Below are 13,114 nucleotides of genomic sequence, written 5' to 3'. Positions count from 1 at the left end.
TCGGGAGGACCATGCTGGTCTAGTCCATTTGGGCCACTCCGAAGAGGCCCGAAGGTGTCTGTTAGCCGACCCCACTTTTTCTTAACTTTTTGCTTAGGGCTTCGGCCCTGGCGGCGGGGATGGGGAGGCCGCCTCGCTCGGACGAAATGGTGGGGCAAATGTGGACTGAGGACTGGGCGCCGAACGCAGCGTGCCGACAGGCAAAGCCTGACGAGCTGTTCGTGCGTGGGGCGGAGCAGAACAAGGCAAAGCTGATGTGCACCGGATGTCCGGTGCGGGCCGAGTGCCTGGCTGAGGCACTCGACAACGAGATCGAGTGGGGCGTCTGGGGCGGCATGACCGAGCGGGAGCGTCGCGCGCTTCTGCGTCGGCGTCCGAAGGCGTCATGGCGGACCGTATTGGAGGCCGCGCGCAACGACGCGGTCGCCGTGAGTGCCTGAGGGCGACGGCGACAGCACAAGACCACCGCAATAGATCGTCGGGCTGGCCATGGGGGCCGGCCCGACGATCTGTATTTGCAGCAGGTACGCCGGTGACTCAGCGCTCGGTCGGTCGCTGCAGGGTGATCTTCGAGATCTTGTCGGCCTCGCCGTAGTAGGGCAGGTCGCCCTTCGCCACCTTGGTCACCTCGAGCTCCGCGCTGTCGGCGTACATCGCATAGCCCCGCAGGTGGACCACCCCGGTCGACCCGGTGACGCCGGTGAGCCTGGTCGCATGCCCGTCGAAGCGGAGTACGGCGGTAACGGTGGCGCCGGGCACGCGGCGGCCGGCCGGGTTGGTGATCAGGATCCTGGCGTCGATCCGCCACGGGGTGGCGATGTCCGGCTCGTCGATGCTGCGGGTGGTGGCCTGGATCGACCACACCGCCAGCTGTGACGGCTGCCGCTGCTCCACCCGCACCTGGTCGACGGTCCAGAAGTAGCTGTTGGTGCCGGTGTAGCGGAACCGCAGCCTCAAGCTGGTCGCTCCGGCCGGCGGGGTGAGCGCCAGGCGTTCATGGGTGTTCAGGTTCTCCCGGTACGACTTCACCAGCACCGGCTCGCCGCCGTTCCACACGGCGTACACGTCGCCGGTCTGTGGGCCGTCGACCTGGTAGTTGGTGGCGTAGCTGACGCGGACCTGGCCCGTGCCCGCGATCGGGTACGCCGGGCTGACCAGCGTGGAGTCGAACTGGCCCGGGTCATGCGCCTTGTCGTCCCACTCGTCGGAGTCGGCGACGGCGAACACGTCGCGGATGCGGACGCTGGACTCCCGCTTCTGGCCGAGCTCGACGTTGGTCCAGAACTCGTCGGTGGCGAACGACCAGCCGCGCCACTCGGTGATGCCGCCGGCGGGCATCGCGGAGTTGTCGACGCTCCAGCCATCGGGTGCGGTGTGGGTCCAGCCCTTCACGGTGGCGCCGGGCCGGGTCTCGTCGACCTGGGTCCGCAGGGCCGGCCGGAGCGCGTCGAAGTCGTCGGCGGCCAGGTCGGCGAGCGCCGCCCCGTCGAGGTTCCACTCGGGGTCGCGGTCGACGCCTTCGTGGGCGAGGACGGTCGGCGCGATGTCGACGATCTTCACGTCGTAGCGGGTGCTGCCCGCCGGGATGCCGGCGCCGGCCGCGATCACGAAGTCCTGCCGCTCGCCCGGCGTGCTGCCGCCGTGGCCGCCGGTTGGGGTGTGCCCGTGGTCGGCGGTGACGGTGATCAGCCACTCCTCGCTCGAGTACGACGGCCGCGCCTTGACCGCCGCGACCAGCTCGCCGATCTGTCGGTCCGCACGCCTCAGCGCATCGGCGTACTGGCTGCAGCCGGTGCCGCAGGTGTGGCCGGCGCCGTCGACCTCGTCGAGGTGGACGAACGTCGAGTCGGGGTTGCCGTTCCTCAGGTAGTCGACGGCCTGGGCGGTGGTGCCCTCGTCGTTGCCGCCGCGCAGCCGCAGGTCGGTGCGCTCGCCGAAGACGAGGTCCGGGATCGGGTTCCAGGTGCCGACGACCAGGGTGGAGGCGGCGGGGTTCGCGGTCTCCAGGCGGGTCTGGAAGTCGGGGTACGTCGCGTAGTCCGGGTTGGCGAAGCTGTTGTCGACGACCCTGTGCTTGTCCGGCCAGACGCCGGTCGCGATGGACGACCAGCCCGGCCCGGAGATGGTGCCGGCCATCGGCGTTCCGTAGAGGTTGTGTGGCGCGGTCACGCCTTCGGCGCGCAGGGCGTCGATCGCGGGGAGGTTGAGCGGGTCGACCATGTGGAAGGCCGCGCCGTCGACGCCGACGACCAGGGACTTCTTGGGCAGCGTGCCGTCCGGCAGGTCCTTGTAGTCGGTGGCGGCGGCCGCTGCCGGGGATGGCGCGGCCGGCGGCTGGGCATGGGCGACGCCGGCGGTCAGACCGGCCGCAGCGACCAGGGCGGCGAGGCCGCGAGGGTTCGGGCGCGAGTGGGCATGGGTGTGCTCCTCTGGTGGGCGGGCGGCTGGCCGGTACTCAGGCTCGACGGCCCGCTCGGGCCAGGTCAACCCCTTCACACAACCTGTACAGACAAGTTAACGCGGTGTTTTCCCTGGGCGCAGAGGCAAGTCGGACGATGTCCGGAAGCAGACAGCGTTCGCCGCCGAAGCTTGTCTGGCCAGCCATGCGCCCCGCTGACCGGGCACTTCTGGTTCCTGTGGGGCTGCCGACCGGGCACTTCTGGTTCCTGTGGGGCTGCCGACCGGGCACTTCTGGTTTGCTCCCCGAGCATGCCGCTCGAACCGTCTCGCCATTTCCGCCCGGTCGGTGCTCTGGACGGAACCATTTGTGCCCGGTCGGCGTACCGGGCGGAACCATTTGTGCCTGGTCGGCGTACTGTGCGCTGGGTGGTCAGCCGGCGAGGAGTTCGCCGATCTGCCGCAGGCCACCCAGGTCGTGGACGTCGGTCGCGAGGGCCGGGACCACCGCGGTCGGTACGTCGGGGTGCGCGGCCGCGAATCGCTCCCGCAGCAGCGCTTCGCGTGCCTCGATCCGGGCCCGGTCCGCGTGCAGCCGCAGCAGGCCGGCGGTCAGCGACTCGCCGTTGTTGGCGCGCAGTCGCTCCGCGGCGGCCATCGCGCCGTCCGCGGACAGCGTGCTCTCGGGCGTCGTACTCGCGCGGTTGACGACCAGGCCCGCCAGCGGCATCTGGTCCTCGCTCAGCCGCTCCACGAAGTACGCCGCCTCCCGCATCGCGTCCGGCTCGGGCGCGGCGACCACCAGGAACGCGGTGCCTTCGGCCTGGAGCAGCTCGAAGGTCTTCTGGGCCCGCTGCCGGAAGCCGCCGAACAGCGTGTCGAACGCCGCCACGAAGGTCTGCAGGTCGCGCAGCACCTGGGCGCCCAGGATCTTGGTCAGCGCGTTGGTCACCAGCGAGAAGCCGGCCGTCATCAGCTTGGCCGGGCCTCGCGCCGGCGCCAGCAGCAGCCGGATGAACCGACCGTCGAGGAAGCTCGACAGCCGCTCGGGTGCGTCCAGGAAGTCCAGGGCCGACCGCGACGGCGGGGTGTCGACCACGATCAGGTCCCACTTCCCCGTCTTCTTGGCGTCCTTGTGGAGCTGGCCGAGCTTCTCCATGGCCATGTACTCCTGGGTGCCCGCGAACGACGTCGACAGCGCGACGTAGAAGGGGTTCTCCAGGATCGCCTTCGCCTTCTCCGGGCTGGCCTGGCCTTCGACGACCTCGTCGAAGGTCGACTTCATGTCCAGCATCATCGCGTCGAGGGAGCCGCCGTTGGCGGCTGGCACGCCCGGCACCGGGCGCGGTGTGTTGTCGAGCGCCTCGATGCCCATCGACTGGGCCAGCCGGCGGGCCGGGTCGATGGTGAGTACGACGACCTTCCGGCCACGCTCGGCGGCCCGGAGGGCCAACGCGGCCGACGTCGTGGTCTTGCCGACGCCGCCGGAGCCGCAGCACACCACGATCTCGGTGGCCGGGTCGTCGAGCAGCGCGTCGACGTCGAGCGCGGCGGCGTACTTTCCGGTCGAGGCGAGCGGGCCGACCCGCCGGGTCTGCTCGCGGCTGGTGCGCTGAGGGCTCATGCCATCCCCTGCTCTTTCAGGGCCGCGGCGAGCTCGTAGAGTCCGCCCAGGTCGACCCCGCCGGGCAGCCGGGGCAGCTCGTAGTGGGGTACGTCGAGCTCGTCCACGAGCGCGCGCTGAGTGTCCTCCAGGGCGCGCCGCTCCGCGTGGTCGTGGGCCTCGTCGAGCAGGCCGTCGATGAGTGCGTCGTCGGCTTCCACGCCGGCGGACTTCAGGTCGCGGGCGACCGCGCCGCGGTCGATCTTGCCGGCCCGGGCCGCGGCCAGGTCGTCGGCGTCGAGGTCGCGTGGGCGAACCAGGTTGACGATCACACCGCCGACCGGGAGCTCGGTCGCGCGCAGCTCGGTGACCCCGTCGGCGGTCTCCTGGACCGGCATCTCCTCCAGCACCGTGACCAGGTGGACCGCGGTCTTCGGCGACCGGAACAGGGTCATCACCGTGTCCGACTGGTTCTTGATCGGGCCGACCTTGGCCAGCCCGGCGAGCTCGTTGGTGACGTTGAGGAACTGGGTGATCCGGCCGGTCGGCGGCGCGTCGACCACGATCGCGTCGTACTGCTGGGCGTTCTTGTTACGGCTGTTGCGGTTGGAAGCCTCGTAGATCTTGCCGGTGAGCAGCACGTCCCGGACGCCCGGCGCGATCGTGGTCGCGAAGTCGATCACGCCGAACCGGTCCAGCGCCCGCCCGGCGCGGCCGAGCTTGTAGTACATCGCGAGGTACTCCAGCAGCGCCGACTCGGCGTCGATGTGCAGCGCGTGTACGGCGCCCGCCCGGCCGTGGTCGTCGGAGAGGCCGGTCGCGATCCGTCGTTCCTGGTAGGGCAGCGGGGCGACGTCGAACATCTGGGCGATGCCCTGCCGGCCCTCGACCTCGCAGAGCAGCACGTTCTTGCCGGTCGACGCGAGCGCCAACGCCAGAGCCGCGGCAACCGTCGACTTCCCGGTGCCGCCCTTGCCGGTGACCACGTGCACCCGCACCTTCGGCCAGTCGCTGCGCTTTGTCGGACTCATCCCCGGAAGCGTAGGCCGGATAGTCCGTCACGGAAATCATGGTCCGCGGGGACGGGGACGTGATTTTCGTGACGGACTATCGAGGTGGGGTCAGCGTTTCGGCGGCGTCAGCCAGGCAACCTCGCCCTTGTTGAAGTTCGGGAGGGAGAGGAGTACGCCGGTGGCAGGGTCGAGGCGACCCGCCCGGTTCTTGCCGATCCCGAGCGTGTGCACCTGCGTCCGGCCGCTGTTGAAGGTGAGCCGGAGCCGGCCTGCGGCACCGACGGCGTACCGGCCGCGGCTGGTCCGCTGGTTGACGGCCAGCTCGAACCGGCCATCACGGGTCAGCCGCAGCCGGGCGCGGGTAAGCGAGTCGAAGCCGGACTGATAGCGCCAAGTGCCGGCGAGGCGCTTGCCGCGCGGCGCCAGGCCGAAGGGGATGCGGTAGCTCTTGTTGGTCTGCTGGTCGTTGACGTAGTCGATTCGGCGCGCGTGCACCGAGCCTCGCCACTTGCCGACCTGGAGCACGTTGTGCGCCTTGTCCCACCAGTAGCGCTGGCATCCGTAGAACTTCGTCGGGTCGACCTTGGCCGCCGTACACGTCGGCCGGCCGTGCAGGGGTGAGCCGACGTACGCGAAGTGGCGGTCGAGGAACCAGATCGAGCTGCGCTCACCGAAGCTGTACTGCTCGACGATCCCGAACTCCTCGAAGAGCACGTGGTGGCGCCCGGTCAGGTCACCGGTCGCGGGCGGCGGCGGCCCCCCGGGTGCGTAGACCAGTATCTCGAGGGTGATCGGGTCGGCGTTGCCGGCGTCGAACCGGAACGCGACGGTGTGTACGCCGGGGCGGGTGACCTTGACGTCGAAGCAGAATGAGGCTGCGGAGCCGGTGAAGGTCGGCTCGGGGTCGCCGTAGCAATAGTTGTCGTCGCCGTCGACCAGCTGGACCCGCACGCCGGCGGGCGCGTCGACGGTGACGCTCCCGTCGTAGGCCCACCACGGCCAGTCGCCGTACCGGCGGTCCGTGCGGACATACACGTCGAGGGTGCGGGTCCGGTTGAGCGGCTGCTGCTGCAGGCCCCTCGGTCCCCATGCCGTCAGGGTCACCTGCCGGATCGGCGTCTGGGCGAACGTGAGCTCCGCGGTGTCGAGTACGGCGCCGGTCGTGCTGGTCAGCCGGAACGTCCCGCAGTCCGGCACCAGCCCCTCGGCGAGCGGCGTGTCGTTTTGCAGGTAGGCGTCGATGTCGCCGCCGCCGCTCCCCTCGGCGGGCCGGGTGGTCTCGCCGGGACGGCGTACCACCAGGTTGGTGGTCGCGTTGGACGCCGCGATCTCGGCGACCGGCTGGCAGGTGCCGCCCGCATCGGTGACCCCGAGGGCAATCACCGCGCGCCGCACGTAGGTCGCCGGCGGCGTGGCCAGGGCGGCCTCGACGGTGACATCGCCGAGGATCGGGTTGATCCGGATCTTCGCCGTCGTGAGGTCGCTGGTTCCCGGCGTGACGTCGCCGCCGTCGGCGACGACCTTCGCGGTGGTGATCGGGTCGTAGTCGGCTGCGTCACTGGGGTCGGCTGTGGCTGGGGTGCCGCCGCCGGCCACCGCGGCCAGCGGCAGCAGGAGGCAAGCGAGCGATCCGGCAACAGTGTGTACGCCGCGGCGCGAGGCGAGCTTCACTGGACCTTCCTCAGCCAGGCGCCGGTCGCCTTCTGGGGGAGGTTGATGAAGATGCCGGCGTTCCCGGGGTCCAGGCGCCCGCGGCGGTTCTTACCGATGACGATCGTGCGGGTCACCGTCTTGCCGTCGCGCAGGCGCAGCGTCAGCCGCCCGTCCTGGTTGATCCGGTACCGACCGCGCATCCGGGAGATCAGCCCCGACTCGCTCTGCGCCAGCGTGAACGTGCCGTCGCGACGCAGGGTCAGCCGCACCGTCAGGATCCACTCCTCGTTGCCTCGGTAGATCTGATCGGTCCAGGTGCCGCGGTAGCGGGTGCCGGCTCTGGCGGTGCCGAAGCGATGCTCGAACCTGACCGGCACGTTGTGCACGGGGTGGTGGTAGACGATTCCGGTCGCGGTGACCCGGCCGACCCAGCGCCCGATCTGGAGGAGGTTGGACTCCTTGTTCCACCAGTAGTGCTGGCAGCCGGTGTACGAGTCGGGGACGACCTTGTCCGGCGTACAGGTGGGCTTCCCGCGCGTCGGTACGCCGAGGAAGACGAGCCGATCGCTGAGGAACCACAGCGTCTCGCGCTGCGAGTACGCCGGCCCGGGGCCGCGCGCGGCGACCTCGCGCGCGGCGGGGTGTTGTGCACCCTCGTGGTCGAAGCGCGCCGCGTAGCGGCGGCCACTCAGGCTGCCGGTCCGCTCGGGCGGTGGGCCGATGGCGTAGGTCCAGAACTCGTACGTCGCGGGGTCGGCGTTCCCGCTGGTCGCCCGGACTGTCACCCGCTTCCAGCCGGGTTTGGTCTCCCCGGTCGATATGAGGGTGAAGTAGTGGTCGTAGATCCGGCCCTCCCAGTTCGGGGACCGGCCGTGCCGGACCTCGAGGTCGGCCGGGGCCGTGACCGTGATCAGGCCGTCGTAGACCGGGTTGGGCAGGGTGCGTTCGACCCGGATGCGGAAACGGGTCGGCGTGCCCAGCAGGAACTGGCGCGCCGGCACACCTCGGGGCGAGACCTCCACGCCGGTCTCCTCTGCCGGCCGTTGGACCAGCGTCGCCACGCCGGAGTCCAAAGTGGCCCCGGTCGCGTTGACCATCCGGACGCTCCCGCAGTCCGGCACCAGGTTCTCGAGAAGCGCGGCCTGTTCGCGCCAGCCGGTGAACCTGCCCAGGCTGAACTCTCGCTCCGGAGGCAGCGTGGTTTCGCCCGGCAGGCGTACGGCGAGCGCGATGTTCACATCGTCGGTCGAGCCCGCCATGGTCGAGCTGACGACCTCGACCGCGGCCTGGCAGGTGCCTTCGTTGTCGAGGTTGCCGAGAGTCGCGATGACGCGCCGGACCCAGCGTCCGGGGTCGGCGCCGAGGGAGCCGTCGACGTCGACCTGCCCGTAGTTGGGGTCGAGCCGCAGTGTGAAGCCGGCCAAGTCGCTGGTGCCGGGGGTGACATCGCCGGGAGTGTCGGCGGTGAAGGTCGTCAGTGGGTGGTAGTCGGCGGGGCCGCGCAGGTCGGCCGCGGCCACCTGGCCGGGCACGCCTGCGATGATGGACGTCAACAGGGCGCCTGCGAGCGCGGCGTACCAAGGCCTTCGCATCGTCATCCTCCTGGTGGGCAGAGAACTCACCAAGTGAGATGCGCGAAAGCCTCCTTTTGTTCGCGGAACCGCCTCAGCGGAGCGGGTTCAGCGTCACCGTGAGCAGGTGTGGGTCGCCGTGGTTGACCTTCCCGCTGTGGTCCTCGCCGGGGTTGGAGCTGACGTCGTCGTAGGCGAAGGCGTAGCCCTTGCCGTCGGGCAGGTTCTCGTGGACCACGCGCGCGTAGTGGTTGGTGACCGGGTGGTCGTAGAAGGTCGCGGGGTTCTCGCCGTGCGGCTGGCGGCTGTTGATCAGCAGCGTGGTGCGGTTGAAGGCCGCCGCGAGCCGAGGGACGAGCGCCTTGCGCTGCTCGCTGTCGTTGCCCGGATTGGCGAACGGACCGCTGTTGCAGCCCCAGATGTCGATCGACGAGGGCCGGGCGAACCGCTCGTTGCCGAACACCAGCTCGTTGCCCTGGACCCGGCCCTCGAGGATGCCGATGTCGCCGCGCTGCGAGTCGACGTACAGGGTCTCGCCGGCGTACTTGGCCCAGACCTGGTCGACGTACGGCTCCATGTAGCCGGCGAAGTCGGCGGCCCGGTGGTTGGGGTTCAGGACGCGCAGCGCCTGGCCGCCGGCCTCCTGCACGCAGGTACCCCAACGGCCGCCGTCGGTGCCGCGCAGCGCGCCGGCGATGGCGTCGACGCCGCCCGCGCGGAGACCGGGCACCTCCTGGACGCCGCCGGCGTGGTCCAGCCGGAGCGCCACCGGCGCGGCCACGAAGTCGACGTAGCTGATGTTGGCGTAGATCTGGGTGGCGTTCAGGGTGAACTCCGCGAACGTCCAGTTCTTCGCGAAGTTGCTGTCGGCTTCGTTGACGAAGCTCGGGTGCGCGATGCCCACCGTGTCGCCGGTCGCCACTGCGAGGAAGTCCAGAGTGTTGTCGGTGACGAAGTAGACGCGCGCCCCGAACATCCGGGGTACGACGACCTCGGTGGCGGCACTGACCGGGATGGCGACGTGCTGTGCGATCGGCTCGGGCGCCCCACCCGGCCGAGGTGGGAAGAACAGGCTGCCGTCCGGCCGGACGAAGACCGAGCGGCCGTCGGCGCCGTACAGGCCGACGACGTAGGCGTGCGCCGGTCGTCCGGAGTTGTTGACCAGGTTGAACCGGAGTGTCTCCGGAGCGGCGGACGCGCGGGCCGTGAGCGGGTGCGGCGCGAGCTGCGGGAGCGTGGCCACGCTTGCGGCAGCGAGCGACGTACCGAGGAAGGAGCGGCGAGAGAGCATCGTAGGCCTCCGAGAGGTGACGAATCTGCCCGCCAGGAAGCGGGCAGATTCGTCAGGACTACTGACATGAAACGGTGAGAGCGCTTCCAATTTGTAAACTAGGCCTCGGGTTGGGCGGCGTCAACGGATCGCCGACGCTGCGTTTGGGCGATCGCCGCACATATTCGCGCTCAGCGGACCGGCGTCAACCAGACGGCGCGGAGGTCCTTGTCGGGAAGGCTGAGCAGCAGGCCGGTCGCCCGCGGGTCCTGCTTGCCGTGCCGGTTGAGCCCGACGAGCAGCGTGCGTACCTCGGTGTGGCCGTTGCGGAACCTGAGGGTGAGCCGGCCGTTGGCGCCGACGGCGTACCGGCCGCGTGAGACCTTGCCGTCCTTCACCCACCGGAAGCTGCCGTCGGCGTTCAGCCGCAGCCGGAACGTGACGTTGCTGCCGTAGTAGTGGAGCCAGTCGGTCCACGCGCCGCCGAACCGCTTGCCGGCAGCCGGCATCCCGACCCGGTGGGTGTAGCGGTAGTTGAAGTAGTCGAGCGAGCGGGCGTGCACACGGCCGGCCCACTTGCCGACCTGGAGCCGGTTGGCGGCCTTGTCCCACCAGTACCGCTGGCAGCCGGTGAACGAGTTCGGGTTCACCTTGGCTGCGGTGCAGGTGGGCTTGCCGTGCCGGGGTACGCCGACGTACGCGAACCGCCGGTCCAGGAACCAGACTGCCTCCCGGATGCTGTAGCTGTAGCCCGACGGCGGAAAGTAGTCGCTGCCGCTGGCGGCGTACCGCCGCCCGGCGAGGTTGCCGGTGGCCGGTGGGGTCGGTCCGCCGGGCGCGTAGATCTGGAACGGAACGCGAACCGGCTCCGCGTTGGCGGCGTCGACGACCAGCGTGACCCGGCTCCAGCCCGCGCGGTTGTTCGTGAGCGTCAGGTACCAGGTCTGGCCGCCCCCGCCCTCGAAGTCCCAGCCCTGCTCCCAGTCGTAGAAGTCGACCTTCACCCCCCGCGGGGTCTCGAACCGGACCGTGCCGTCCGCGACGGGCCCGTCGGTCGTCACGTGCAGCTCGAAGTAGCCGCCGAAGCCGCGCGGCTGCTGCCGCTTGAGGTACTCCAGCCGCGCGGTCAGGGTGGTGTCGGTGCTCGCATGAGCCGGCAGAAATGCGATCATGGAGGTCAGCAGCGCGGCCGCCAGGACGGCGTACCCGAGTCTTCTCACAGTGGACTCCTTAGGGACAGAGAACTCACACTCTTCGATGCTGCGACTCCCTGATTTGTTCGCGCCGACCGGGCGCGCCGCCGCAAGAGTGCCGTGGCTAGGATCGCTTGCGATCGACTTCAAGGGAGAAGGAGCTCGCTGTGGACAAGGTGGTTGGCTCGGCCGCGGAGGCGGTGGCCGACATCCCGAGTGGGGCGACGCTGGCCGTCGGCGGGTTCGGGCTGTGTGGCATTCCGTCGGTGCTGATCGATGCGCTGCTGGCGACCGGGGTCGACGAGCTGGAGGCGGTGTCGAACAACTGCGGCGTCGACGACTGGGGCTTGGGCCGGCTGCTGCAGGCCAAGCGGCTGCGCCGGATGGTGTCGTCGTATGTGGGGGAGAACAAGGAGTTCGCGCGGCAGTATCTGGCTGGTGAGCTGGAGGTCGAGCTGACCCCGCAGGGCACGCTGGCCGAGCGGATGCGGGCCGGTGGGTCCGGGATCCCGGCGTTCTTCACCGCGACCGGTGTCGGCACCCAGGTGGCCGAGGGTGGGCTGCCGTGGAAGTACGACGACGTCGGCAACATCCTGGTCGCCTCTCCGGAGAAGGAGACGCGGGTCTTCACGACCGCGGAGGGTGACAAGGAGTTCGTGCTGGAGCAGGCGATCGTCGCCGACTTCGGGCTGGTCCGGGCCTGGAAGGGCGATCGGCACGGCAACCTCGTCTACCGGGACTCCGCCCGCAACTTCAACCCGCTGGCCGCGATGAGCGGCCGGGTGACGATCGCGGAGGTCGAGGAGCTGGTCGAGCCCGGCGAGCTGCCACCCAACGACGTGCACACGCCGGGTGTGTTCGTGCAGCGGGTCGTCGCGCTGACCCCGGAGCAGGCCGCGGACAAGCGGATCGAGAAGCGCACCGTCCAGCCCGCCGAGGGCGCCACGCTCGAAGGTATCCGTCAAGAAGCGAACCCGGGAGGCTGACGACATGGCTTGGAATCGTGAGGAGATGGCTGCGCGGGCGGCCTCAGAGCTTTCCGATGGTTCGTATGTGAACCTCGGGATCGGGCTGCCGACGCTGGTGCCCAACTATGTGGCCGATGACGTGGAGCTGGTGCTGCAGTCGGAGAACGGGATCCTCGGGGTCGGCGCCTACCCGGTGGCAGGCGCCGAAGACCCGGACCTGATCAATGCAGGCAAGGAGACCGTGACGGTCCGGAAGGGTGCGTCGTTCTTCGACTCCGCGACGTCGTTCGGGATGATCCGTGGCGGGAAGATCGACGCCGCGATCTTGGGTGCGATGCAGGTCTCGACCGCCGGTGACATCGCGAACTGGATGATCCCCGGGAAGATGGTCAAGGGCATGGGTGGCGCGATGGACCTGGTGCACGGCGCGAAGCGGGTGATCGTGTTGATGGAGCATGTGGCCAAGGACGGCACCTACAAGATCGTCAAGGAGTGCTCGCTGCCCTACACGGGTCGGCGGGTGGTCCAGCGGATCATCACCGACCTGGCCGTGATCGACGTGATCGACGTCGAGACCGGTGAGGTCGCGGTGTCCGGCGCCCTCGGCGAGCGCCGCCTGAAGCTGGTCGAGCTCGCCCCCGGCGTCACCGAGGACGAGGTCCGCGAGAAGACCGAGCCCGAGCTGGCCTGAGGCGCAACCAGACATGAGATCCTCCGCTGGTAAGTCAGTGGTTGTGTGGGGGCGGGTCGGGTGGGACCATGCTTGTAGCCCTAGGCGCTGAGCCTGGTGGAAGTGGACCCGAGACCCGTCCGGACGGTCGTGGCGCTCGGGTCTCGCGCATTTCAGGGATGCGGATCAGACATCCCGCAACGAATGACGGCGGGCCGTACCCGGTCGCGCCAGGTGCCCCTTTCGCCCAGCACCACGCCACGGCGTCTGGGATGGACAAGAGGGGCTCCTGGGCTGCCTTGCCATGGGTGTAGAGCAATCGATCGCCGGCACCTGTTCGACGAACCAGCTCGATGAGTTGCTGGTTGTCCCACTTCCGTAGCGACTCGTCAAGGTCGAGCGTGAGGCGCGCTGCCGCGAGGCCGGCTGCGTCCTTCACCAGCAGGTCCAAGCAAGCGCCTCGGCTGCCGCAGGAGATGTGAGACCTGCGGCGACCAGGATGTACCCCTTTGCCTTCGACTCGTCGACGTAGAGCTGACGTACCCCGCTCACGGTGCGAGCGCCCACCGACAGCGGCGCGGAGCCCATCGGTGCCTTGTCATGCGCTCTAGGGTGCCCAGATCTACAGGCGGGCGTGAGCTCTATCCACAGGGAGGTCGGACGGCGCCGCCGAGCCGTGCGCTGAGCCCATCTCGGCAGCTCGCGCACGGCCCGGCAGTGGAGTGCCGGCCCCACCCACCAGTGCGGCACCGGCACAACCAAGACTCTACTTGACA

The 13,114-nt window shown here is 69.7% G+C and carries 10 protein-coding genes; 3 read left to right on the top strand and 7 right to left on the bottom strand.

Annotated elements, in window-relative coordinates; genetic code table 11:
• Positions 1-158: 158 nt before the first annotated feature.
• On the top strand, positions 159-440 hold the full coding sequence (locus tag DDV73_RS14385; RefSeq protein WP_109507937.1) for a WhiB family transcriptional regulator: 282 nt from the start codon (positions 159-161) through the stop codon (positions 438-440).
• A 97-nt stretch (positions 441-537) separates the two neighbouring features.
• Here the strand turns inward: DDV73_RS14385 and DDV73_RS14380 are convergent, their stop codons facing one another.
• From DDV73_RS14380 to DDV73_RS14350, 7 genes are all read right to left on the bottom strand, one after another.
• Entirely contained in the window at positions 538-2,496 is a 1,959-nt protein-coding gene (locus tag DDV73_RS14380) for an alkaline phosphatase family protein (RefSeq protein WP_206050877.1), read from the bottom strand.
• Between the two features lie 334 nt (positions 2,497-2,830).
• Positions 2,831-4,021, bottom strand: a complete 1,191-nt coding sequence (gene bagB / locus DDV73_RS14375) for an ArsA family ATPase (protein ID WP_109507936.1) — start codon at positions 4,019-4,021, stop codon at positions 2,831-2,833.
• The gene (gene bagA, locus DDV73_RS14370; RefSeq protein ID WP_109507935.1) at positions 4,018-5,031 is read right to left on the bottom strand and encodes an ATPase BagA; all 1,014 of its coding nucleotides are present in this window, start codon (positions 5,029-5,031) and stop codon (positions 4,018-4,020) included. The genes bagB and bagA overlap by 4 nt, the downstream gene beginning before the upstream one ends.
• A gap of 90 nt (positions 5,032-5,121) precedes the next feature.
• Positions 5,122-6,684 (bottom strand): hypothetical protein, encoded by a 1,563-nt coding sequence (locus DDV73_RS14365; protein ID WP_109507934.1) that lies wholly within the window; start codon positions 6,682-6,684, stop codon positions 5,122-5,124.
• Positions 6,681-8,258, bottom strand: a complete 1,578-nt coding sequence (locus DDV73_RS14360; RefSeq protein ID WP_154402768.1) for a hypothetical protein — start codon at positions 8,256-8,258, stop codon at positions 6,681-6,683. The genes DDV73_RS14365 and DDV73_RS14360 overlap by 4 nt, the downstream gene beginning before the upstream one ends.
• A 73-nt stretch (positions 8,259-8,331) precedes the next feature.
• Complete coding sequence (locus DDV73_RS14355) at positions 8,332-9,528, bottom strand: beta-1,3-glucanase family protein (RefSeq protein ID WP_109507932.1); 1,197 nt, start codon at positions 9,526-9,528, stop codon at positions 8,332-8,334.
• A gap of 170 nt (positions 9,529-9,698) precedes the next feature.
• Positions 9,699-10,727, bottom strand: coding sequence for a hypothetical protein (locus DDV73_RS14350; protein ID WP_109507931.1), 1,029 nt, complete (start codon positions 10,725-10,727; stop codon positions 9,699-9,701).
• A 140-nt stretch (positions 10,728-10,867) separates the two neighbouring features.
• Here DDV73_RS14350 and DDV73_RS14345 point away from each other — a divergent pair, with 140 nt between their 5' ends.
• Together DDV73_RS14345 and DDV73_RS14340 are read left to right on the top strand one after the other, a co-directional pair.
• Positions 10,868-11,686: a CoA transferase subunit A gene (locus tag DDV73_RS14345; RefSeq protein ID WP_109507930.1), complete on the top strand. Its 819-nt coding sequence runs from the start codon at positions 10,868-10,870 to the stop codon at positions 11,684-11,686.
• A 4-nt stretch (positions 11,687-11,690) separates the two neighbouring features.
• Positions 11,691-12,359, top strand: a complete 669-nt coding sequence (locus DDV73_RS14340; RefSeq protein ID WP_109507929.1) for a 3-oxoacid CoA-transferase subunit B — start codon at positions 11,691-11,693, stop codon at positions 12,357-12,359.
• Positions 12,360-13,114: the final 755 nt, after the last annotated feature.

The sequence above is a fragment of the Nocardioides speluncae genome, assembly GCF_003121585.1.
Classification (GTDB): domain Bacteria; phylum Actinomycetota; class Actinomycetes; order Propionibacteriales; family Nocardioidaceae; genus Nocardioides; species Nocardioides speluncae.
This window is presented reverse-complemented; position numbering and strand designations above follow the sequence as displayed.

Bases quoted from the DNA above. Each gene is read 5' to 3' on its own strand.
- DDV73_RS14385 (WP_109507937.1), top strand. From the start codon at position 159: ATGTGGACTGAGGACTGGGCGCCGAACGCAGCGTGCCGACAGGCAAAG.
- bagB (WP_109507936.1), bottom strand. From the start codon at position 4,021: ATGAGCCCTCAGCGCACCAGCCGCGAGCAGACCCGGCGGGTCGGCCCG.
- bagA (WP_109507935.1), bottom strand. From the start codon at position 5,031: ATGAGTCCGACAAAGCGCAGCGACTGGCCGAAGGTGCGGGTGCACGTG.
- DDV73_RS14360 (WP_154402768.1), bottom strand. From the start codon at position 8,258: ATGCGAAGGCCTTGGTACGCCGCGCTCGCAGGCGCCCTGTTGACGTCC.
- DDV73_RS14355 (WP_109507932.1), bottom strand. From the start codon at position 9,528: ATGCTCTCTCGCCGCTCCTTCCTCGGTACGTCGCTCGCTGCCGCAAGC.
- DDV73_RS14340 (WP_109507929.1), top strand. From the start codon at position 11,691: ATGGCTTGGAATCGTGAGGAGATGGCTGCGCGGGCGGCCTCAGAGCTT.